Origin of the sequence: Gimesia fumaroli, from assembly GCF_007754425.1 — a bacterium.
Classification (GTDB): Bacteria; Planctomycetota; Planctomycetia; order Planctomycetales; family Planctomycetaceae; genus Gimesia; species Gimesia fumaroli.
This window is the reverse complement of sequence record NZ_CP037452.1, coordinates 4,226,497-4,250,155: the sequence shown is the minus strand read 5'-3', so window position 1 is coordinate 4,250,155 and position 23,659 is coordinate 4,226,497. Positions and strand designations below refer to the sequence as shown.

Genomic DNA, 23,659 nt, shown 5'->3' with positions numbered 1-23,659 from the left:
TGTTGGAGCAAGAAGTTAAGAGGAATTCACTTGGTTTTCATACTCGCTTTTCCATCTGAATATTCTGACAGCGTTTCCAGTCCTTTCTTGTTCAATCATTTTGAATTCAAGTTGTTTATTTCCGGAAAGCTATGTTCTTTTTTCATTTCCAAATATTGAGGAGTTGCTATGCAAATTAAACACATGAGCAAACACAAGACGGGGTTTACACTCATTGAACTGTTGGTCGTGATCGCAATTATTGCGATTTTAATCGCGCTGTTATTACCGGCCGTTCAACAGGCGCGTGAAGCGGCCAGGCGTAGTACTTGTAAGAACAATCTGAAACAATTCGGAGTGGCATTACATAATTATCATGAGACGCATGGCGTCTTCCCACCTGGTTCTGTTGTTACCCTTACGAATGGTGTTTCCGGAGGTGCAGTTCGTTATCGTGATTGGATGGAAGCAGGTAATACAACGTCAGTCAATGCACATGGTACGAGTTGGATGCTTCAGATCCTGCCATTTGTCGATCAGGCTAATATTTATAATCAGTGGAATTTCAATACGAATGTGATGGGCAATCGGGCAGTTGCAGAAGTTGACATCCCGATATTTTATTGCCCTTCCCGTCGTAGTAAAGTTCGAAAAGTTGATCAAAAAATGCAACTCGATGAAACTCCGGGCTCCACGACAATCACGAATCCGTTTACAAAGGGGGGGACCGATTATGGTGCCTGCAAAGGTTCTGGTAACGGATTTGGCGATGGGTTTTCAGGTACAGGTCATGAATCGTTGGGTCCTGGAGCAAGTAATGAATGGGCCGGGACTTTAGGTGGAGGATGGTTGGGGATTTTCTATTCCAATAGTGATACGCAAATGCGTGACATCAAAGACGGTACTACGAATACACTGATGACCGGAGAGATGCAGCGGTTAACGGGAAGTAATGCCACTCTCAGTCTGGACGGCTGGGCAGCAGGGGGGGTTGCTAACATATTTGATACTGATATGGGACAACTTACCAGCCCAACTGAAAGTGGAAGTGGAAATAACCTGGGCATCAATGGTGGCCAGTATGAAGCACCTGGCAGTGACCATGTCGGCGGTGCACACTTCGGTTTGGCAGATGGTTCCGTCCGTTTTATCAGTGAGAATATTGATACCAGGACATTCAACCGAATCGGCACGGCTGATGGTGAACGAACCGCAGGTGAGTTCTAAGACCCTCACGTCTTACTTTCAAATGAGAGCACAGAGAACCGGATGAGTTCTCTGTGCTTGTCTAAATTCTGAGAACGACTCTCGTTTTGTTTCTTGATAAGGATTCCTTGAGCATGCATCAGTTAAGAACATTCATTACAGCCTGCGTTTGTTTCGGATTTGTAGTCTCATTGGCGGCCTGCGGTGGTGGGAGTAGTGATGCTCCCGATTTAGGGCAAGTGTCAGGAACGATTACAATGGACGGTGCTCCCCTGGCTGACGCCAATGTGACATTTATGCCAGAAGGGGTACGATCGTCTTCTGCTACTACAGATAGTGCTGGAAAATATGAGCTGATTTATATTCGCGATGAAAAGGGAGCCGCGATTGGCAAGCATAAGGTTGTCGTTAGTAAACTGGATAATGAAAAAGAGACAATCCCAGCCAAATATTGCGTTGAATCAGAACTCACTGCTGATGTCAAAGAGGGTGCGAACGAATTCAATTTTGATTTAACGTCAAAATAAAAAATTCTGAAACAGCAAACTCATCGTCAGATATGCTTGTCTGTTTCTCAGGTCAAATACAATGATTTAGATAAAATATTCATGCGATTCATTTCTATTATCTAAAGGGCCCTGTCATGCGTTGTCCGAAGCAGAGTCGCGGTTTCACGTTGATTGAATTATTGGTCGTGATCGCTATTATCGCGATTCTGATTGCTTTACTACTACCGGCTGTTCAACAGGCTCGAGAAGCGGCGCGCCGTACCACATGTAGAAATAATATGAAGCAGTTTGGCTTGGCGCTGCACAATTATCATGAAACGCATGGTTTGTTTCCGCCTGGAGCAATTGCCAACACTGCAACATCAAGTGCATATGATGTTTGGGGCGATGCCGGGAGTACGACAGAGCCTGGTTTACATGGCACAAGTTGGTTAGTTCAAATTCTCCCCTTTCTCGATCAGGCCGTGATTTCGAATCAATGGGATTTTTCGACGAATGTCATTGGAAACCGTTCTATTGCTGAGGTAAATGTACCAATTTTTTATTGTCCCACTCGGCGCAGTAAGGTTAGAAAAATTGATGATACTATTATGCTGGGGGAAAATCCGCGTAATGGAAAACCGGTCAATCGCTTCAACCAAGGGGGCTGTGATTACGGTGTTTGTATTGGAGGAGGAAATGGTTGGGCCGATGGAAACATTATTCATCTGACTCACCGGACAGATGCTCTGATTGGTTCATTTGGTGGTAGCAACGCAATTTTGGGAATGTTTTCGGTAAACAGCGACACCGTGATCCGTGATGTCGATGATGGGACCTCCAATACGATCATGACCGGAGAATTGCAGAAGCTACGCGGGCCGGGGGCGCCGAATACCAGTCAGGACAATTGGGCTGCAGGAGGCGTGGCAACGATGTTCGATACGGGGATTTCCGGAGGCACCTCGGGTGGATTCAATAATAACTTCTATCAATCAGCCGGCAGTGATCACGAAGGTGGCGCGCACTTTGGTTTTGGAGATGGAGCCGTCAGGTTTTTGAGCGAGAACATGAGTTCTCAGGTTTTTAAAGAACTGGGGACCGCGGCTGGAGATGAATCAACTAATTTTAGCCCTTAATTCGGCCATGTTAGAGTGATCTCTTCTCAGGTAAGTTCCCTCTGCCCAATCATGTTGCGCCAGATGATGCTTTTTTTGATATCGTGTGAACACTGATTTTCTTTTCTCACTAGCTAATCAGATCCTGAATGGGGTCTTACACGAAGAGATTTCCCTCCTTTTTCTTCTAGGTGCATGTTACCGGCTTCAGTTAAAAGCCGTTCGTGTATCTTCTCTTGCTCCGAATGGAACAGGTTTTCATAATACCGCTTCAATTGTCTGCAGGTATCAACTATGGAGAGTGATTCATGTCTAATCCGGAACACGTGGAAATTGTCAGGCAAGGGACGGAAGCCCTGGCGAAGTGGCGGTCAGAAAACCCGGAAACAATACTTGATTTGAGTGGGGCTAATTTAGGTGGTGTGGAATTGGGAGAGGCTAATTTGCATGGGGCGAATTTATGTGAAGCGAATTTGTTTCACACAAATCTGAAGAAAGCCAACTTAAGCAAAACCGATCTGAGCAAAGCGAATTTGTTCCATGCTGATCTCAGTGAAGCAAATTTAAGATATGCTAATTTGATTGAAGCGAATTTACATGATGCCCAACTGGGGCAGGCAAATCTGTTGAGCGCTGACTTAAGTAAAGCGCAGATGTTTAATGCGGAATTTGTAGATGCCAATTTACTCAATGTCAATTTAAGTCAAGCCAACATGAAGATGGCTATCTTCAAAATGGCAATCTTACGGGAGGCCAATCTCACTGAAGCAAATCTAAGTAAAGCTGATCTGAGCTGGTGTGATTTAAGTGGCTCGAACTTAACAAAAGCGGATTTGAATTCAGCTAATTTGAGCGATGCAGATTTGAGTTGGTGCAATATGACTGGCGCGAAACTCAATGAAACAAATTTCACGGGAGCAACCTTGAATGCAGCCGATCTCTCATTAGCTTTGTTGCAAGGTACTGTTCTGGAGTCGGTCGAATTGACCAATGTGATTGTGGATGCCAGAACCTATTTCAGCGGATGCAAATTCAATAAGAAGTCTGATGCTACAGGGACAGCTTTGCGTACCGCCCGGTTTAATCCGATTACCGATTTAAGTTATCTTGAATGGAATATGCGTCGCCAGATGTGGGAAAAGAAATATCAGGAAATGCCTGTGGTTAAGAGATGGGCGATACAGGCTTTCTGGTGGACTTCAGATTATGGGAATTCGACTCAACGTATTCTGACCTGTATTGTAGGGTTTGCCTTCCTGTTTGCGATGATTTACAGCAGCTCTATCTTGCTGGATGATTACATCATTTCTTCTGAATTCCCGTTTGTCGAACTTCCGAATAAGTTGGTGGGAGCCAGTATTTTTATGCGCATGTATTCCTGTTTGTATTTTTCCTGCGTCACCATGACCACTTTGGGGTTTGGTGATATTCATGCGAATCCGTTGAGTGTGACGGGCCAGGCATTGGTAATGCTGGAAGTTCTGATCGGTTACATTCTGCTGGGCTCGCTGATAACCAGACTGAGTGTCAGCTTTACTTCAGTCGAATAAACCAGCATCCCTGAGCTCATTGTCTTCAATTCAAGACGTCGAGCTTTCGTGAGTGATCTGTTCTTCGGCTTTGTCTGTCAGATCTTTCAGAATGGATTCTCGAATTGCCTGCACACGGGATTCTCGATCTTTGGAATGCAATGCACTGAGTACAGCATCCAGCAACTCTGCATTGTTAAATGGTTTTGTTAAATAGGCGTCCACGCCTGCGTGGTTGATGGCTCGCATCGCAATCGAAACAGAGATATCCCCGGTTAAAACAATTCTTTTGGTATCGGGGGAGTTTTCTGAAATCCAGGCCAGTAATTCTGTGCCGGACATACCCACCATGTTTTCATCGGTCACGACGACATCGATACTGTGTTTTTCCAGTAGTTCAACGGCTTCTTCTGCCGAAGTACTGGTCCAGACGATGACGCCTTTTTTTTCTAAAGGCCGCAGTAATCGTCGGACGCATTTCAGTAAGATTGGTTCGTCATCGACTAAAAGAATGGATTGGCTCATAAACTCCTCCAGATTGAAAAATGTTAGACTGAGTTTCTCTGATGAATATTTCATCATCACTATTTCACGATAAGTCAGATTCCAGTTCCTTAAACATGAACTGGTGTCTTCAGGGGAGTTTCTGCGGGGACAGAACTGGTTTCGTCTGTTGTCATTTCTGGCTCGACAAAAATTCGATCAGAAATCGGGTTAGCCAGCGAAAGTGATTTCAGATTCTCCAGGTGTTTTGGGGACAATATGGTTCCACGAGGGAGTAATAGACCGCCGTTATTTGAGAATAGATCGCGCGAAAGCGTCATGCCCAGTTTGAGTTCATAAGGCCGCACATGGCGATCATGTTCTACAGTGACGTCCAAGTCCTCGTTAAGAGGGTGATCGTCTCTGGTTTGCTGATTTGGCTGTTTCTGAAGCAACGTTTCTGCTTTTGGTGTTTGTGATACTGATTCCTGTCGCGGGTTGTCTGCAGTTCGGTCTTTGAAGTATTTCAACAAGACGTTTTGCTGCTCATCTGGAAACAGGTATTGGTGAAGCGCAGCTACGACTTTCGGGTCAAACCAGGTTCCCGTCAGTCTCCCCATTGATTCCAGTATCGCCTCGGGAGACTTTTGTTGTGCACTGCTGCGACTATTTTGCAGATGGTCATAATAGTCAGCCACACCTATGATACGTGATCCCAGTGGGATTTCCTCGCCCTTCAAACCATCAGGGTAACCAGAGCCATTAAAGCGTTCGTGGTGATGGCGGATCAGGACGGCCGCTTTTTCTAAACTGGGTACCATTTGTGCGATCTGCTCACCAAGTAAGACATGGTTTTGCACCTGTCGCTGTTCGGCTGGAATCAATTTGTCGTAAGGCTTTGATAAGAGATTTCCCGGTAGCTCAATTTTACCGATATCGTGCAGTAATGCTGCGGAGTTGATTTGAAACAGTTCATCCAGATTGCAGCCGAGCTGTTTTGCAACCTGCCCGGTCATGACGGTAACCCGTTTTGCATGTTCCCCCAGGTCAGAACTGTGCATTTCTCCCAGTTGTGCCATTGCACGAATGGAGCCGATGAATCCCTGTTTTAACTGCTGGTTCAGGAGCGTGACTTTTTCCGTTCGCTCTTTAACTTTTAATTCCAGGTTCTGATTTAGATCACGTAGTTCTTCGTTTTGAGACTGAGTCAACTCCTGGAGTCTTCGATTCTCCTGTCTGAGCATGTACTCGTCGATTGCCCGTTTGACTTCATTTCGTAATTCATCATCGTTCCAGGGTTTCGTTAAAAAACGATAGACTGATCCCTGGTTGATGGCTTCGATGGCGGCATCTTTGTCTGCGTAACCGGTCAGGATAATACGAATGGTTGCAGGGGAGAGATCCCGTACGCGCTCCAGCAGTTTCGTACCTTCCAGTTCGGGCATACGTTGGTCTGAGACAATTAATGCGAAGGGCTCTGCCTGTACCAACTGGCAGACTTCTTCTGGTGATGTCGTCGTGACGATATCAATCTGATCTTTACGAAACAGTCGTACAAAGGCTTTTAAAATGTGTGGTTCATCGTCGATAAAAATGACTTTAGGATTCATTAGACTAATTCCTCCGAAGCAGAAGCTGGGAGTTGCTCATTGAGCCAGATGCGGAGTTGTTCGACATCAATTTCAAAGGCTTTGTCTGGCTGTAATCCCTGCTGGTTTGACTCGGCAGAATACTGATAAGTGATGATGTGCTGAGACCATCCTGCTGGTAGGGATTCCGGATTCAATTCCGAATCTGTAAGGACGGCGATCATTTCTGATTCAGCCGGAATCTGCTCTTGCTGTGTGACCGGAACAATGCCCTGGCTTAACAGTAATAAACTGATGATTTTATACAGATCAGGATTCTGAACGATGACTCCAATACAGAAGTGACCTGAATCCGCGAAATTTCCATAATCGGATTGTGACGTAATATTAAACAGGTGCTCGGTATGTGCTACTTCTGATGGAAGAATTTCCAGCGTTTTTTGAAGTGCCTCTGAAAGTGATCTGTGTGAGAAGGACGTCTGTATGCAAAATGGGGTAACGCATGCATTGCCACTGAAACCGATGCCTGAAACTTTCGCTAAGTTATTAGCGGTATTTACCAGGAACAGTAGTTGATCCTGCTTTGTGGTAATGGGCCTGTCACAATTCCAGTTATGGTGATTTTGTACGGTGTAAGCGACTGATTCCGGAATCTTCCATCGTTCGCATAGAGCAAATCCGACATCAGTATGCGTAAAACCGAGTTGGGATTCTTCAAGAATGTGGAGAGGTTGATTATTCGATTGCGCTACTCCAATTATTTCCTCATACTGTTCTGTGCAGGATTCAATCAAAATCAATTTGCCAATATCATGCAGCAATCCGGCCAGAAAAGCTTCTTCCGGATCGCAGATGACGAGATCTCTGGCAAGTTGTCGAGCGCCTATTGCGACGGAAAGTGAGTGTCTCCAGAAATCGTCCACATCAAAATGTAGTGAATGTGATTCTGTTTTGGGTCGCAGGGTCGAGACGGTCAGTCCCAAGGCAATGTTGCGAACGCCGTGAGTACCTAAAACCACGATTGCCTGTGGTATCGTACTGATTTGTCGAGAAAATCCGAAAAATGATGAGTTGACCACACGCAAAATTTGCGCAGCTAGACCCGAGTCTGCTTCAGCGACGTGGGCCATGTCTTGTGCAGATGCTGTAGGATCTCCCGCGAGCCGACTTAATTCCTGAGCGACTTCAGGGAGTGTCGGCACGGAGCGTACCATGTTCAAAATATCATTTAGCTTTGATTTATCCATATTATTCTTCCATCGAGAGAACACATCCTCGCAAATGGTCTCCGTCCATCAGTTTTTTACAGTGTATTTTGACCTGCTTATTATCGATCGTCAGAGGAACGGATTCTGTTTGCTTACTGCCTGATAAACAGTTCGTCACGGTTTCCACAATATCACTGGAAAAAATATCTTTGATATCAGAACCAAGGTGAACTTCACGTAATGTGGGAAACATCTGGTCTACCGCTTCGTTTGCTAAAACGACGATACTTTCCGCACTGATTCCAACAACCGGAATAGGGATTTTGGCCAGTACATCCTGAGAAAAGTGTAATGATTGTGTGCTTTTTCCGACCAGATCTTCCAATTGTTGATTGAGCCGATTCAGCTCAACGTTTTGTAATTTAATCTCTTCTGTCAGGTTTCGATTTTCCTGCAGCAGTTCATATTGACTTAAACATTGCCGAATGGTGACTCGGATTTCATCATCATTCCAGGGCTTTGTTAGAAATCGGTAGATGGCCCCTTTGTTGATAGAATCCAGGATGGTTGCCGCATCAGCATACCCGGAAAGCACCACGCGGACACATTCCGGATATTTCTCTTTCACGATCGAAAGAAATTCCGTACCCGTCATCCCCGGCATTCTCTGGTCAGAAAGGACGACGCTGACTTCTTCTTCAGCGAGGACAGCGAGACCTTCTTCGCCACCGTTGGCTGTAATTAACTGATAGTCTTCGTTTCTCAATAATCGTTTTAGAGATCGAAGTACATTGATTTCGTCATCGACGCAAAGGACCGTTTTCTGGTTCATGCACTCATCCCTTCCAGTGGCAATCGAATGGTGAATTTCGTTCCGGTGCCGACTTCACTCTCGACGGAAATGTTTCCGTTGTGTTTCTGAATGATGCCATAAATGATTGAGAGTCCCAGTCCGGTTCCCTGACCAACTGGCTTGGTGGTGTAGAAGGGAGTAAAGATTTGTGAAAGTTCCTGTTCGGGAATGCCCACACCAGTATCAGAGATGCTGATGATGATTTCTGAATCCGTCGCTTCCGTCTTAATCGAAATCGTGCCTCGTTCCGGAATCGCCTGGGCTGCATTGACCAGTAAGTTCATAAAGACCTGGTTCAGTTGCCCGGGGGAACAGCGGATGTCGGGGATCTCTCCCAGATCCGTTACAATTTCACTTTTGTATTTCAGTTCGTTCCAGACTACTTTCATGGTGGCGGTGATACCATCATTGATATTTGCTTCTTTGATGCTGGCTTCATCGAGTCGGGCAAAGCTTTTCAGGTTTTGAACTATTTCTGTGACACGGATCAGACCGTCTGTCGATTCAGTCAGTAATTCCTTCACGTCTTCTAAAATATCAGTGAGGTCTTCTTCTTCGCGAACCGTCTGGATCTGCTTGAATAACTGATCCTGTTGAGATTTATCACCAGATCGGATTGCTTGTGAGAGTTCCTCGTAGAGGCTTAATAACTGCGTGAAAATATCTACATATTCACAGAGAGTGCCGACATTACTTTTTACGAAACCAACGGGATTGTTAATTTCATGCGCGACACCGGCGGCCAGCTGTCCAAGCGATGCCAGCTTTTCCGACTGAATCAACTGGGATTCCAGCATATGGCGGTTAGAAATGTCGCGGATAAACGCGTTCAATACGCAGGGTTCGCCTTCTGAGGCACTGGACGCGGAAATTTCGATCGGAAATTCCTGTCCAGATTTGTTGAGTGCTGTCGCTTCGATTAATTTATTTTGAGTCAGACTGTGATCTTCGTTTCTCAACTCAAATAATTTATCTTTGAACGCTTCACGATGTTTCTCTGGCATCATCATGTCGATGAGATTCTTTTCGATGGCGTCTTTATAACTCCAGCCGAAAATCCGTTCTGCTGCTTTATTCCAGTCCAGAATTGTGCCATCATCCCACATGGAGATGAAACCGTCGGCTGCAGAATCGATGATCAGCCGCGTTCTTTTTTCTGCCTGCTTTAACGCATTTTGGGCAATTTCCAGGATCTGCTCTGATTTGATTTTCTTTAATGCGCGTTCAACAATGGTGGGGAGCAGACTGGTGAAAGTATCATCCTTGATCAGATAATCGACGGCACCGCGTTTCATCATTTGTACGGCGACGGTTTCACTTCCACGAGCTGTCATCACCAGGAATTCAAGGTATTGTCCCTGCCGGGCGAGTTCATCAATGATCTCGATGCCTTTCATATCAGGCAATTCGTAATCAAGGAGTAACAGTACGGCCTTATTGACTTTCAACCATTCTAAAGCTTCGTGGCCGGAACCCGTGCAATGAATTTGAAGTGGAAGTTCTTTCAAAGACTCTTCGATGATACGCGCTTGCGTATTACTGTCTTCGATAATCAGAATGGTACCACCAGGGCTGATGACGACATCATGATTTTTGCATCGGTCATATTTTGGTGGAATGGTCTCGTCGATTGGTTCAGTCAACGCACTCTGAATCATTGATCCCCCTGAAGATTCACATTGCACTAGCCTGTGAACAACGGGGGAGATTGATCAACAGAAATGCAAAGTAAAAATGCTTTGATGTGTTTGGTTAAAAAATGACATATGGCTACGATTCAAATCAGAAGATAGAAAAGTGAGCGTTTCCATAGAAAATATAGACCATCTATAAATTAAAAGAGCTCACTATTTTTGAAATGAGTGCTTTACCTCAGCCCGTGTTGATGAATTGAAACATCGCAAAAATACTGGGATGCAAAAGTTTAGAATCATGAGGGCTGTAGAGAGAAGCAGAACGTACAAAAAGATCAATGTAAGAACGTTTTTGTAGATTCACTCGCTTGGTATTCTCATAGAAAAACCAGGTAATTTCACAGGATACCGTTCAGCAAACTAATTGTAACCAGCGAAGCTTATACCAGTTCACGAATCGGCGTTTGCTCATCAACCAGATATTGGGGGCGGCCGTTGTTGTCTTCGATTGTTGTCGATGCGACATCGATGCCCAGATTATGATACAGGGTGGCAAAGACTTCCTGCATATGCACGGGGCGGTCAACAGCTTCTTCGCCGAGGCGGTTGGTGGAACCAATGACCTGGCCGGTTTTCATGCCGCCGCCAGCCATGAGTGCTGCATGCACTCGAGGCCAATGGTCGCGGCCAGCTTTTTTATTAATCTTGGGTGTTCGTCCAAATTCGCCCCAGACCAGAACAGTGACATCCTTATCCATGCCGCGTTCATGCAGGTCTTCCACCAGGGCGGCGACGCCTTGATCGAGTAGCGGGACAACTTTTCGGGCATGCCCGAAATTGTCTCCATGCCAGTCAAAGTGGGCGAAGCTGCAGGTTACACAGCGAGCACCGGCTTCCACAGCGCGTCGTGCTAACAGGAAGCGGGACATAATCGCCTGATAGCCTTTATCGAGCGAGTAGTTTAAAACTTTGGGACTGTCCTTACCGTAACGGGCGCGGACTTTGGGATCTTCTTTTTCAAGATCGAGGGCTTCCACCAGTTGAGATGAGGAGAGTACTTCTAATGCCTGCTTCGTGTATCCATCGTAGGTACCATCTGTGAGTCCCGTTTCTGAGACACGCCGAAAACGGTCTAGATTGTTTAAGAGACTGGCGCGTTCCGTGAGCCGGGTGTTGGAAATGGAATTAAGCGTCATGTTATCCATCACACGGCCATCGGGACGGAAGGGCGCATGTTCCAGTCCCAGAAAACCGGGCCCTTTGATGTTCCAGGGATTGTGTGCCATGGTATGCGACAAATCGATATAGGCTGGGACCGTTGGGTTTACAGGTCCTTTTACTTTGGAGAGCGCTGAGCCCAGTGCAGGCCAGCCTCCCTGTGGTTGGGAACTGCGAAAATGATGTCCCGTGCAGCACTCAAAAGAATCGTGTCGGCCTTCCGCGCCGACTAGAGAGCGAATGATGGAAAACTTATCCATCATGCTCGCCACGCGTGGCATGAGCTCGCTAATTTGAATTCCCGGCACGCTGGTGTTGATCGGTTTGAATTCGCCTCGGACTTCATCGGGGGCATCCGGTTTCAGGTCAAACATATCCTGATGTGGCGGACCACCAGCGAGGAAGATCATGATGACGGCTTTATGCGATGATTTTTTACCGCTCTGTTCCTGTGCACGTAATACTTGGGGAAGTGAGAGGCCTCCCATTGCCAACCCACCAATCTGCATAAAAGATCGTCGTGGCATCCTGTCACAGAGTCGAATGGATTGGTCTTCCAGTCTGAGCATCAATTTCTGCCTTCTGAAGAAAATGATTGTTCTTTTATACGGTAATAAAGCATGAATTTGTCACATAAGCGTACACTAATGTGTGGTGCTTGGATAGAAGAATTGACCTAAAAGATAAAGAAAATTAAGAAATTGTTCGCCTGCAAATAAAGCAAATAATTTGTCCTTTGATCATGTACAGGGATGGGAGTATCAAACGAGATTGTTGCAGCCCGTCAGAGTGAAAATGCGCGTAGCAGGCTCATCTCAAAGTCTTTTTTTGAGGGCCACTCGATCACCCTCAATATCACCACAAAGTGAGAGTCGATAATTACGAACATTCTCTATCAGCGTGATTCCACCTGGCTGGTCAGAATTGCAGAGAATCCAGCCTTTTCCTTCGAGACCATTTAGATAGCGCGTGACTCGGATTAACGAAGGGATCTCGAATTCTGTGGCAATATTTTGTGTGGAAGGCGCGATACCTGTGTGGTCAATCTGGCGGGTAATATAATCAAGAATTTGTTGTTCACGTTTGGTTAGATACTGGTTCATTGATTTCTCCTGTGCGCATCATGGTGCGCGTCTGGGGGCGCAGCAAAGCACCCACAATCATCCTTGAGAGTTAGACCCGGATTCCAATACAGGTCTTGAGAAGAAACAAAACAATGATTTTTTTAAAGTGACTACTTTCAGCGAGTCACACGCGGCCACCACCTGGTGAATGGGGAGGGAATCAGCAGAGCAAAGCATATAATCAATATCGTCGTTCGTCAATCAAAATATGAACTGAGTTTTTTTGATTTCAGATCCCTTTACCGAAGTACTGGAAAACAGGCCATTTTTTATAAACAGGTTGTGCTGACTCATTTCCTGGTACGAAAATAAAAACAGAACTGATCGGATAGATACTTTCGATTGGACTTTTGCTCCACTACGCATTAGGTTATATTGATGCATTGTAAAGTATATTAAAATATCCCACTTGCGCTTCAAATCATCTCTTGGATTCAGGAGAGTCGTGATGCCTGCTTATAATTCTACCAGCCATCCCCTTATTTCCCGTCGTACGGCTCTGGAAGCAGGTTCTATCAGCCTGTTGGGGTTAGGAATCAATCATCTGGACGCTTTACGGGTTCAAGCAGCCGCTCCCTCTAAACACCAAACTGCGAAATCCTGTATCTTTATTTTTCTGTCGGGCGGACTTTCACAGCATGAGAGTTTCGATATGAAACCGAACGCCAGTGATGAGATCCGAGGCGAATTCAATCCAATAGCGACAAAAATTCCGGGGTTGCAGATTTCTGAACATCTGCCGATGTTAGCACAGCGGAGTCATCTCTGGTCGTTATGTCGCTCGTTGACACATGGTTCGAACGAACATTCAATGGGACATCACATCATCTTAACCGGGCGGTCGGATATTCCAGTCGGGTTCAATCCGAGTCGTCCGATGAGTACTGACCATCCCTCGATCGCCGCCATCGCCGGCGACGTGATTCGTTCCCGTACTAATCTGCCGCCTGCGATCGTACTGCCAGACAAAATCGTGCATAATTCCGGACGTGTGATCCCCGGCCAATTTGCTGGCAGAATGGGATCGAATCGTGATCCGTGGTTCATTGAAGCGTCTCCGTTCCATAGTAAATCGTATGGTGCGTTTCCGCAGTACGATTTCGATCACCAGAGACGCGGTGGAGCGGATCAGCGTGTATTTCAGACGCCGCATCTGAAACTATCGCAAGGTATGACGCAGGGACGAATGAATAATCGGATTAGTCTCTTAAAAGAGTTGGGGAAACAACGTCGCGTGCTGGACAGTGCCGGTCAGGTAGAAAGTTTTGATCGCTATCGCAGTGCTGCCATTTCTCTGCTGAATGATGACAAAGTACATTACGCGATGGATGTCACAAACGCAGACGACAAGATTCAGGAACGTTACGGTAAAAACTCGTTTGGCTGGTCGTTGCTAATGGCACGGCGTTTGATTCAAACAGGTGTGAATCTGGTGCAGGTGAATCTGGGCAATAATGAATCGTGGGATACTCACGGTAATATGTTCCCACATCTCAAAGATAACTTAATGCCACCCACGGACCGGGCTGTTTCAGCACTGCTGGATGATCTGGAAGACAGTGGTCAGCTTAAAGATACCCTGGTTGTGATGTGCAGTGAGTTTGGTCGGACACCCAAGATTTCGCAACTGGCGCGCGTTTATGATTTGCCGGGCCGCGATCATTGGGGCGCTGTGCAATCCGTATTTCTCGCCGGTGGAGGGATCAAAGGGGGCCGCGTCGTTGGGAAGACGGATAAAATTGGCGGGTTTCCCATTGATCAGGCACAGAAACCGGAAAATTTTGCTGCAACCATCTATCGTGCCTTAGGCTTACCTAAAACAACGTACTGGCACGACGATGTTGACCGGCCACACTATATCTACGAAGGGGAGCCCATTCCGGGGCTTACCTGATCGATTCTAAATGTGCCTCAATGCAGGTACGATTTCCGCACGAGAGGCATAACAGGCAGGAACGACACCCGCGCAAATACCCGTACCCAGCGCCAACAGCATTCCGACCCAGGCCAGATGTAAGGAGGGAATAAAGGCGACGGTAACTGCCTCGGCTCCCACAGAAAGGCTACTGAGTTTAAGAATGATTAACGCGGCTCCGACTCCCAACAGGCCTCCTGCGAGACTGAGCAACGTACTTTCTGCAAGTATCAGTCCAAATACTTTGAAGCCCGAAAAGCCGAGCGTCCGCAAGACGGCGTGTTCCTGTATGCGGTCCTCAACAGACATCAGTGTTGTGGTGGCGACGAGTGCCAGCACGAGTCCGACGCAGGCCAGTCCCAGATAGTGGGCCATTTCAATCAGTTGGGATAAGTCACCAAGACTTTTCGCCTGAAAGACTCCTTTGGCGCGGGTATTGGTTTCGACGGGACCTCCCCGAAAGCGTTCATCAATGGCTTCACTGACAGTGATCGGATCCGTGCCGGGTTGCAGGATGACTTCGAGCTGCGTGACCGTTCCCACCAGATTGACGCCTTGACGTCGCTGTAAGAACTCCAGGTGGCTATAAATGTAATTCTCTTCAGCTGGGTTATCACTTTTGTAAATACCGGCGACATTCACGGAGAGATCGCCGATGGAAAATTTATCGCCCACGTTAATATCGCGTCGTGCGGCGACGGATTGGCCGATGATGGCGGCGTCCTGATGGGTTTCAAATTCAGTCCAGTTGCCCGAAACGAATTGAAAGTCCCGCGCGGTGCGTAGTTTTTTCGGCGGCACTCCATAGAAGACGACGACATCCAGACTCGCGCGACAATTGTTCGTGAAGACCTGGATTGGAATGACGTCTTTCACCCCGGTAAACTTCGAAATTTGTTGATCATAGTCCTGAGGTAAGTGACTGGTGGCGGGGCAGAATTTATTAGCTTGGAAAACGATCAACGAACCGCGGGCCTCCTGGCGCTGTTTCAAATCGTTCATTCCTTCCTGAATGGATTGGATGAAGCAGAACACAAATAGCGCGACAGCAGAGCCGGCAACGGTGAGCATCGTGCGGGCTCGGTGCCCCCAGAGCGTTTTGAGAATGTAACCGACCAACTTCATAATTGTTCCTTACCGTGAGCGGCAGTGGTTGCGAGGGCTTTCGGTTTTTCGTCATTCACCAGGACGAGTTTCCCATGATCGAGATAAAACTGCCGGTCCGCGACCTGCGCTGCCTCTGAATCATGGGTGACCATTAACATGGTAATGTCTAACTCTCGATTGAGGCGTTGCAGCAAATTCAGAATTTGTTCTGATGTTTCCGGGTCCAGGTCTCCGGTCGGCTCATCGGCGACGACAATTTTCGGGTGTTTGACGATCGCTCGGGCGATGCCCACGCGTTGTTCCTGTCCCCCCGACATTTGCCGCGGATAGTGATCGGCCCGATCGAGCAGGTCGACCGCCTGCAGTGCCACTTCGACCCGTTTTTTTCGCTCGGCGCGGGACATGGGTAACAGTAATAACGGGAGTTCTACATTTTCATATGCGGTGAGCACGGGGACCAGGTTATGCGTCTGGAAGATGTAACCCATGTTTGCAGCCCGCCAGCGTGCCAGTTTTGAGCGGGAGAGTGCTGTGATTTCGATCCCGTCCACAATAATTGATCCAGAATCTGGGTGATCAATGCTGGCAATCAGATTTAAAAGCGTTGATTTCCCTGTTCCACTGGCGCCCATTAACGAGAGAAATTCCCCCTGTTCAATTTGCAGTGAAACCTGGTCGAGGGGCGTGATGGTCTCGCCTCCCTTGTGATACTGTTTGGTCAGGTTATTAATGATGACGAGCGACATGATTAGTTTCCTCCCTGATCGGATTCACCAGTGATTTCAATGCGTTCTCCCGGCTGGAGATCTGTGGTAGGTGAAGAGATCAGATGGCTGGTTGGGTTTAAGCCTTTGGTGACTTCCACCAGAGGACCTTGTGTTTTTTGACTGATTTCGATTTGCTGACGCCGGGCGATCTGTTTTGATTGGTCAGCCACCCAGACAAAGGACTGTCCTGAGTCTGCTTGTTCCAGCATTTTTCTGGGGACATAAATCCGGGTTTCCGCATTTGTCTTTAATGCTTCTGCCTGTCGTTCAGGGGCCAGGAATGTGACGTCAACCAGCATTTCCGGCTTGAGCAGAGGTGACGCGTTTATGATTTCGACCTTGACCTGCAGGGTATTTTTCTGAATGTCTGCTTCCGAACTGATATAAAGCACTTTTCCGATTACCGGTTCACCCAACGCGGGATTATCAATTTGCACGGGTTGGTGCAGACTGACTTTAGGAATGTCTTCAAAACGGACATCGACGCGAACCTGTAGCATTTCCGGTTGATACATGGTCACAATGGTCCTGCCGTCATGGTCAATCATTTGTGTCATCATATTTCCTACGCTGGAGCCGGGATGTCCAATCAGTCGATAGATGCGGCCTGCGACCGGGGCGCGAATCGTCATACGATCGAGTGCCAGCTTGGCTTCATCAACGGCGACGCGTGCCTGTGCGAGTTGTGCAGCGGCAGCCTGGACTTTAGCCGCGTTCTCATCGCGTGCCTGTACTTCTTCCGTGAGTAGCTCGAATTCTTTCTGGAGTGCGTCTGTACGCGCTTTTAATGCTTTTCGTTCGGCTACCAGGGACGTTTTTCGACCCTGCAGTTCTTCATGAGCGGCGCGTGCTGTTTCCAGCGCGGTGAGAGATTCATCGACGGTGCGTTTCGTCACCGCTGCCTTTGCTAAAACCCTGCGATCATAATCATTTTTGGCGAAGTTCAGTTCTGCTTTGGCGCGTCTGACCATGAAGGGTAAGTTTTTTAACTCGGTTTCAATCTTAGCTAACTCTGCTTCAGCCGATCTTAAGATTGCTTCGCGATGGACGGGTTGTTCGAGGCGAATTTGGGAAGCTTTTAATGTTGCCTGGGCCTGTTTTAATTCTGCTTCCCGTAGATTCATACTGGCGATGGCATGTTTTAGCGTCAGTTCAGAATCGTCTTTGACCAGAAGGGCAATTGGTGCTCCCTGTTTGACGAACTGGTCTTCCACGACCAAGAGTTGCTCCACGACTCCCTGTGCGAGCGCTGCCACGCGAATTGGTGTAGGCCGCGGTTCGACCCATCCAGCTGCCTGGAAGAGAGGCGTACCGGCATTTCGGATTGTCGATTGTGTGACAATCACGGGCATGACGGTGACTGGTTTGGGAGGAAAGATCAGGTCGTGAGAAACCCAGTACATTAATCCCAGGAAGCCAGCCAGCAGCGTTCCCGGCAAGAGATAACGTGTGATCAGCCGCAGTCGCGTGTGCCCTCGAACTGACGAGGGCGCACTGCGATCAATGGCTAATTGTGATAAATCAACTTGAGACATATCATTAGTTCCGTACAAAAATACCATTAGCAAACACGGTCAGGTTACCTGTGTCATCACGTTGGGCTTTGCCTTTGACGACAACGGTTTGCAGTTCTTTCAGATTGAGTAGTTTCCGTGCGTCTTCATTAATGAGCGTTCCCTTGTCATCTACGACTTTGATGAGCGCCGTTGCTGTTGGGAGCTTGTCGGTTTCACAGCAGTAATCCCAAGGCTTTTCACAACCATCGCCGGGAATATCGCTACAGGCTTTTAATGAATTATCAACGATCGAAAAGACCGCGCGGTTATCAACCCAGGGGTTTTCGCTGCCCCCAATACGACCAACGAGAACAACTTCTTCGTCATTTTGAGCTGTTTTGCGGGCATCGATGACTTCTTTGGCACCCGCAGGTTCGCTGGTCAGCAACACGGTCGAGGTTGACGCTGGAGTTGTTGTTTCTGTCGCACCAGTACTTTCAGGAGCAGTGCTGGAATTTCCACAGCCGACAAAAACGCAAGCTGCCAGTGTGATTAACAAACTGTGAGGAAATAACTGTTTCATACTTTCAATCCTTTTTAAAAAAATGTGTGCTCAAAAACGATTTTCGAGCAGTTGTTAAACTGATTTTAATCCATCGATAATTGGCAGCCGGAGCGCACGCAGGGCCGGAGGGATTGCTCCCAGAAAACCCAACAGAATTCCGACACTACAACCAATTAAAAGTGAGATGCTGTCAATCTGAAGCGTAAACGCTCCCATTGTGAACCGCACTGAAATTCCATTGATCAGGAAAATTGCGATCAACGCCGCAATCAGGCTGGCCGCGGTGGCCAGAAGCAGACCTTCCTGAATCAAGCTGATCACAATGGCGCGTCGTAAAAAACCGAGGGTCTGCAGGGTAGAGAGTTCTCTGGTTCTACCCACGACGGCACCATACAGCGTATTCAGGCCGGCAAACACACCAGCGCCTGAAACTAAAAAGACGACGAGCCAGGCCAGCATCCGAATCGGGCCGTAATCTTTTTTGAGACTCTGATAATAGTCCACCTCTTGCAGTGACTGCAGTTCCAGGTCCAGGCGTTCCTTACAAAACAGGTTCAGATCCGGGTAGTCGGAGGGGGAATTTAACGTCACGGCGACGAGACTCAAATCCTGACGTTTCATTGCCTGCTGTAATTCATCCAGACGACACCAGATTTCTGATTCAAATGCGGAACCGGCGGCGGAAAAGGTTCCGCTGATGTGCCAGGTTCGCCCCTCCAGGTTCAATTCGCTGCCGACTGATAATTGCTGCGCTGAGAGTCCGAGTTTTGTCGCCGCCAGTTGTCCCACAATGATTTCACCCGGTCCCGGCCAACTTCCGGATTCCAGTTCTACCTGTCTACGTACTAACAGCACTGACTGGGTTACGCCACGGACCAGTCCCATTGCTGTTTCTGATTGACCAGGAATTTCAATCTGCGTTCCCAGATAGAGTTCTGGGGAAACGTATTTTCGATCATGAAAAGTTTTGATTCCAGCCACACTGGCGGAAACCAGCTCACTGGTTCGCATGGGGATGGATGAGTATTCCAGGTTTTCTCCCATCCCCAGGGAGAATAGAATTGCCACATTGGGGTCGCCGCTGACGGTCAGCGAATGTTCCAGGCCACGGATAAAACCGATCACGACGAACACCAGGACAATCACTGTAGTTAAGCCGGTGAGCGTGAGCAGGGTACGGATCGGACGCCTGAATAGATTGCGCACGCCGTATTCCCAGGGAATTAAAGAGAACCAGATCATAGAACGTCATTCTGAGGTTTCAGGGTAGCGTCGAGAAAGCAATTTACCTGCGCGCAGCCTGAATCGAAACGGAAATCGAGTGAATTTCGAGAGTCGAACGCTCAGAAGAGAATCAGCACTGATATGACATCTGCAGACAGCGCAGAGCTCGGCCGGAGGGCGGAACTGCATCTAAGAGGACGATGTCCGTCTGATGATTGATACTGATTTGTTGAAAGATGGCGTCCTGTTGTGGGATTGCAAACCAGAGTACGATTAGGTTGGCCTGTTCAAACTGGTCGGCGTTTTCCAGAATCGCGCCTGAGCAAAAACACTGGCAGGAATCCGATGAAGCAGGTTCTGGGGCCAATGGGTTTTCCGATGACGGTGGCTGGCAATGACTGCAGCAACTGTGAACCGCTGTGTCTGTATCTTCTGCGCTACTCTGCATGCAATTAAAGGGGCAGGCGAGTATCAGAAGTGTTAACAGTAGAGTGAGCAGTTTGCCGATCACGGTATACCTCTATAAAAAAGACGTGACTTTATCGTAGAGCATGCAGACGCGTCTGACAATATCATTTTTTTATTTGTTTAACTGAAATTCCGGAAAGCGTTCTTTGTCGCGCTCCCGGATGCGGATCCAGTGATCGGTGAAGTTGAGGTTGTCGTGGACTTCGACGGGGGGCATATGGCATTGCAGACACTGGCTTTGCATTGATTCTTTTGAACAGACGGGGGCGTGGTCTTGCTGCTCACTGTGACAATTCAGGCAGACTTTTCGATAGACTTCAGGATCCCTGCTAGCCTGCTGGTGCGGGTTATGGCAGGTGGTACAGTCGAATCGGGCTGGTTTTCCGTCTGCCAGTTTGACTTCAGATTGTTTCAGGAAGCAGGGGCTTTGCGACATGCCGACCGGAGCAAAACGTATGAGCAGTTCATTGTCCGGGTGGAGTTCATCTGGTTCAAGTTGATCAGAGCGTCGATGGCATTCGCCGCAACGGTTAATGGATTCGATTGGCGTTAATTGATTCCATTTGACCAGTTTCAAATCTTTTTCACCCCGTTCGACAGCTTTGATGTGTTCTTCACCATTCAGGTGACAGCGTGCGCAAGAGACGCCTGTGATCATCTGGGCGGGCTCAATTTCCCCTGGCACATCGCCCAAGTAGGATGAATGACAGCCGAAACAGTTCATCGTTTTGGCATGCGAGCTGACTTCGCCCAGTGTCTGAACACCTGTCTTGTTGTGTGCAAGTTCCTGAAGTCCGAGTGTGACTCCCAGTTTTCCCGAAGGATACCAGGAAACAATGTGTTGCAGGAGTTCTGACTCTCCCGCTTCGTTGGGGAATAGAGAGACGGGAGTCATGGCGTGCAGGCCGGAACCGAAGACCCATTCGATCCGTACCGGAGTTGGGTAATTCTCACACTTGACCCAGAGGGCATCATCTTCTTCATAGAAACGATAGGTGAGCCCATTTTCTTTGAGGGTGACTTCTTTGCCTGCAAATTTCTCCAGCACGCCTGGGGCGGTGGCTTTTCTCAAAGTTCTGAGGTGGGGGGCTCCTGTGTATTGGTGGCAAACTTTTTCATGGCACTCACAACACTGTTTCATTTTGACTGGTTGTTCGGCTGATTGAACATTGGGGACAAACGAAATCGTTTCTTGCGAGCCGTACAGATACCAGGCTGTGCCTGACGCGAAGGCCAGGAGCAGAATCAGCAGAGTTGGTATGAACGGGTATTTCTGGTTCATGGAAGAGAGTCCAACATCTGTTGACTGGGAATCGCCAGTCGGTCATTGGGGTAAAGTCGAATCAGTTCACGGAATGTTTTTTTAGCCTTGCCGGGGGCCCCCGATTCCAGGAGGATCTGCGCTTTCGCGTAGAGAGTTTCGCTATCCTCGTATGATAAATCACTGAGGGCCTTGTCCCAGTCGCCGTGAATGTAATTCTGAACGGCCCGTTCAAGTGCGTCAGATGTGCGCAGCGAATCTTCGTTTCCACCGAGTGTCGGACCGGAGATTGCGACGTCTAAATCAGCATCTCCTGCAAGTTGGAGCAGTGTAATTGTTCTGAGAGAGCTGGGGATGTTTAACCCGATTTCCAGTTTTTCCTGATAGGCCAGCTCTTTCTGGCAGAGTTGGAATTCACGAATGACTTGTGGTGTAGGATTGTGTTGCAGCAACGGATGCAGTACCCGCAGGGCCGCCGTATACAGTTTCATACCCCGAAATGTTTTTGCCTGTAGTAATGCCGGCGCCACGTTGGATGTACCGGTCAGAATTCCCCACCAGTCAGAGCATTCCGGTGTACCGGAGGGAACGGGAAGTGAGTAGGACCACTGATCTTGATTCACAAATTCTTTGGCAGGTAACAATTCTACAATTTTAGGGCTGCTCAGAAGTTCGCCGGACCAGCCAAATGGAATGACCGAGGCGTCAAGGGACATCGGTTGCCAACGACTGTCAAACAGGGCGCGAATGGTTTTTTCATCTCCATTGGGAACCAGCAGCAATTGGCAATCTCGGTTTTTCAAACGAACCCACCAGCCGCCCCAGCTTCCGTCGGCGCGGGGTTTCTGAAATATCCAGCCGTTGGATAATTCTTCATTCAAGGATAGTTCTTCAAATAGACGTCCTTGTAAAAGGGCTTGCCGGAGCGTTCTGACCGGTTGGATTTTATGATCAGCTTTGATCCAGCACAGCATACCGGTGGGGGCGATTCCCATACCGTGTGCGGTCCCTTTGTAATTGATGGGACCAATGGTTTGACCTAATAGTGTGATATCCAGCTCGGGAGCGATGCCCCAGCCCAGACGCTGTGGTTGCCCGGGTAAACTTCCAGCCGCCGACTTCCAGCTTAGGATCAGAATCCCGATTATGAATGCATATCGGGCGAGGGCTGGTGAAACAGCCTGTTTCCATTTTGAAAAAGTGGCTTGGAATTGATGAGCCTGCATCGACTGTGCGAGCACGAGCGCCATGCCAATCGCACAGGGGCCGAGGCTGTCATAATTGGTCCAGGCCGGGATTGCGAAGGCCAGGAAGGTGACTGCTTCTGACCAGGAAGTCGATTTTAAGATGAGAAACAGGATCGTGACAATCGACAGAATGGCCAGGCCGATGACTTCAATTGTGGCGCCATTGAGAAACGTGGGTCGCCAGATTGTCTGTGATAATAGATCCTGCCGATAGAACGCGCTGGGGAAAAGTTGGACGAACGAATCAGAGGGAGTTAACCACCCGCGGGGCGTAAGCATGAGTGCCAGCACGGAAAACAGAATCAGTAGATTCGTCTGTTTGAGAGGTGATTTCTTCTCAAGCGTGATCCCGGGTAGGTGTGGGAGTAGTGCAACGACGGCGATTCCCAGCAGGCAGAGCGGTGCCGAGTTGGCCCAGAGTGCGAGTACGAGCAAGATGGGGATCATTGTTTTGGTGCCTGGTTCCCGGCTCCAGCGTGCGGTGTAGAACCAGGTAAGAAACAGGAACCAGCAGTCGAGTAATCGCGGCGTTGGTTGCCAGGCAGGGATGCCGGTCATCAGAACCAACACAACAATGCCCAACGCCAGCCAGTTCAATGATTCCTCAAAATGCTTCATGAACAGATATAAGAGCAGACCCACGGCGGTGAATTTCAACAGCATCAAACCGGAAAAACCTGCCAGTTGGAGTGAGAGATAAAATGGTAGCCCACCCAGCCAGTCTGCTTCTGCGATTGGAGAGCCGGCTGTTAATACGGGGCCGGGCGGAGCAAGGTCAGACATCACGACACGACCCCGGCTCAGTTGCCACCAGACATCGGGAGCGGAAATCGGCGTCAGAATGAAACTCGCTATGATAATGAACAGCAAGATTCTGCGCAGTTTTTTATCAGTTGTTGATAAGTTTGGTTCAGTCATGCGGCGCTGTACTGTGAATCAAAAACAGGCAGAACGAAATGTCGGTTTATCAAAGTTGATCAGTAAGACGTGTATTCACTCCATTATATAGTTGTCTGAGAGCGATGAATACGGATGTTTTGTGCTCCCTGGTGAGAAAATGAGATTCCTAACCTGACTACGGCTCTTAGACGTACCATGTTTACCCTGTGTGACGGATTTTGGATATCAAACAGAAAAAGCCCGATCGAATTGACGACCGGGCTCGGAAGATACGATTTCT

At 48.1% G+C, this 23,659-nt stretch carries 19 protein-coding genes; 5 read left to right on the top strand and 14 right to left on the bottom strand.

Annotated features, from left to right (window positions below; all coding sequences use genetic code 11):
* Positions 1-168: 168 nt before the first annotated feature.
* The 4 genes from Enr17x_RS16095 to Enr17x_RS16080 all read left to right on the top strand — a co-directional run bounded on the left by Enr17x_RS16095 (position 169) and on the right by Enr17x_RS16080 (position 4,341).
* Positions 169-1,206: a DUF1559 domain-containing protein gene (locus Enr17x_RS16095; RefSeq protein ID WP_145310450.1), complete on the top strand. Its 1,038-nt coding sequence runs from the start codon at positions 169-171 to the stop codon at positions 1,204-1,206.
* A 113-nt stretch (positions 1,207-1,319) separates the two neighbouring features.
* Positions 1,320-1,712, top strand: coding sequence for a carboxypeptidase-like regulatory domain-containing protein (locus Enr17x_RS16090; protein WP_145310449.1), 393 nt, complete (start codon positions 1,320-1,322; stop codon positions 1,710-1,712).
* 116 nt (positions 1,713-1,828) lie between these two features.
* The gene (locus tag Enr17x_RS16085; RefSeq protein ID WP_145310446.1) at positions 1,829-2,812 is read left to right on the top strand and encodes a DUF1559 domain-containing protein; all 984 of its coding nucleotides are present in this window, start codon (positions 1,829-1,831) and stop codon (positions 2,810-2,812) included.
* A gap of 305 nt (positions 2,813-3,117) precedes the next feature.
* Positions 3,118-4,341 (top strand): pentapeptide repeat-containing protein, encoded by a 1,224-nt coding sequence (locus Enr17x_RS16080; protein ID WP_198000607.1) that lies wholly within the window; start codon positions 3,118-3,120, stop codon positions 4,339-4,341.
* 30 nt (positions 4,342-4,371) lie between these two features.
* Here the strand turns inward: Enr17x_RS16080 and Enr17x_RS16075 are convergent, their stop codons facing one another.
* The 7 genes from Enr17x_RS16075 to Enr17x_RS16045 form a co-directional block, all read right to left on the bottom strand.
* On the bottom strand, positions 4,372-4,845 hold the full coding sequence (locus Enr17x_RS16075; protein ID WP_198000606.1) for a response regulator: 474 nt from the start codon (positions 4,843-4,845) through the stop codon (positions 4,372-4,374).
* Between the two features lie 89 nt (positions 4,846-4,934).
* Positions 4,935-6,413 (bottom strand): HD domain-containing phosphohydrolase, encoded by a 1,479-nt coding sequence (locus tag Enr17x_RS16070; protein WP_145310441.1) that lies wholly within the window; start codon positions 6,411-6,413, stop codon positions 4,935-4,937.
* Positions 6,413-7,639 carry an HDOD domain-containing protein gene (locus tag Enr17x_RS16065; RefSeq protein ID WP_145310439.1) on the bottom strand — a complete coding sequence of 409 codons (1,227 nt, stop codon included), beginning with the start codon at positions 7,637-7,639 and terminating at the stop codon, positions 6,413-6,415. The genes Enr17x_RS16070 and Enr17x_RS16065 overlap by 1 nt, the downstream gene beginning before the upstream one ends.
* Position 7,640: 1 nt before the next feature.
* A complete protein-coding gene (locus Enr17x_RS16060) occupies positions 7,641-8,432 on the bottom strand; it encodes a response regulator (protein ID WP_145310437.1) in 792 nt (263 codons plus the stop codon).
* Positions 8,429-10,111 (bottom strand): hybrid sensor histidine kinase/response regulator, encoded by a 1,683-nt coding sequence (locus Enr17x_RS16055; RefSeq protein ID WP_145310435.1) that lies wholly within the window; start codon positions 10,109-10,111, stop codon positions 8,429-8,431. Before Enr17x_RS16055 ends, Enr17x_RS16060 begins: the two co-directional genes overlap by 4 nt.
* A 416-nt stretch (positions 10,112-10,527) precedes the next feature.
* Entirely contained in the window at positions 10,528-11,874 is a 1,347-nt protein-coding gene (locus Enr17x_RS16050) for a DUF1501 domain-containing protein (RefSeq protein WP_198000605.1), read from the bottom strand.
* 246 nt (positions 11,875-12,120) lie between these two features.
* A complete protein-coding gene (locus Enr17x_RS16045) occupies positions 12,121-12,408 on the bottom strand; it encodes a LexA family protein (RefSeq protein WP_145310433.1) in 288 nt (95 codons plus the stop codon).
* Positions 12,409-12,877: 469 nt separating this feature from the next.
* Between Enr17x_RS16045 and Enr17x_RS16040 the strand changes: the two genes are divergently transcribed.
* Positions 12,878-14,323, top strand: a complete 1,446-nt coding sequence (locus tag Enr17x_RS16040) for a DUF1501 domain-containing protein (protein WP_145310431.1) — start codon at positions 12,878-12,880, stop codon at positions 14,321-14,323.
* 6 nt (positions 14,324-14,329) lie between these two features.
* On the opposite strand, the gene Enr17x_RS16035 is transcribed toward Enr17x_RS16040, so the two are convergent.
* The 7 genes from Enr17x_RS16035 to Enr17x_RS16005 all read right to left on the bottom strand — a co-directional run bounded on the left by Enr17x_RS16035 (position 14,330) and on the right by Enr17x_RS16005 (position 23,397).
* The gene (locus Enr17x_RS16035; protein WP_145310429.1) at positions 14,330-15,469 is read right to left on the bottom strand and encodes an ABC transporter permease; all 1,140 of its coding nucleotides are present in this window, start codon (positions 15,467-15,469) and stop codon (positions 14,330-14,332) included.
* Complete coding sequence (locus Enr17x_RS16030) at positions 15,466-16,197, bottom strand: ABC transporter ATP-binding protein (RefSeq protein WP_145310427.1); 732 nt, start codon at positions 16,195-16,197, stop codon at positions 15,466-15,468. The genes Enr17x_RS16035 and Enr17x_RS16030 overlap by 4 nt, the downstream gene beginning before the upstream one ends.
* Positions 16,198-16,199: 2 nt before the next feature.
* A complete protein-coding gene (locus tag Enr17x_RS16025) occupies positions 16,200-17,753 on the bottom strand; it encodes an efflux RND transporter periplasmic adaptor subunit (protein WP_198000604.1) in 1,554 nt (517 codons plus the stop codon).
* Between the two features lie 4 nt (positions 17,754-17,757).
* Entirely contained in the window at positions 17,758-18,297 is a 540-nt protein-coding gene (locus Enr17x_RS16020) for a hypothetical protein (RefSeq protein ID WP_145310423.1), read from the bottom strand.
* Positions 18,298-18,351: 54 nt separating this feature from the next.
* The gene (locus tag Enr17x_RS16015; protein WP_145310421.1) at positions 18,352-19,521 is read right to left on the bottom strand and encodes an ABC transporter permease; all 1,170 of its coding nucleotides are present in this window, start codon (positions 19,519-19,521) and stop codon (positions 18,352-18,354) included.
* Between the two features lie 562 nt (positions 19,522-20,083).
* A complete protein-coding gene (locus tag Enr17x_RS16010) occupies positions 20,084-21,253 on the bottom strand; it encodes a multiheme c-type cytochrome (protein WP_145310420.1) in 1,170 nt (389 codons plus the stop codon).
* On the bottom strand, positions 21,250-23,397 hold the full coding sequence (locus Enr17x_RS16005) for a tetratricopeptide repeat protein (protein WP_145310418.1): 2,148 nt from the start codon (positions 23,395-23,397) through the stop codon (positions 21,250-21,252). Before Enr17x_RS16005 ends, Enr17x_RS16010 begins: the two co-directional genes overlap by 4 nt.
* Positions 23,398-23,659 lie beyond the last annotated feature (262 nt).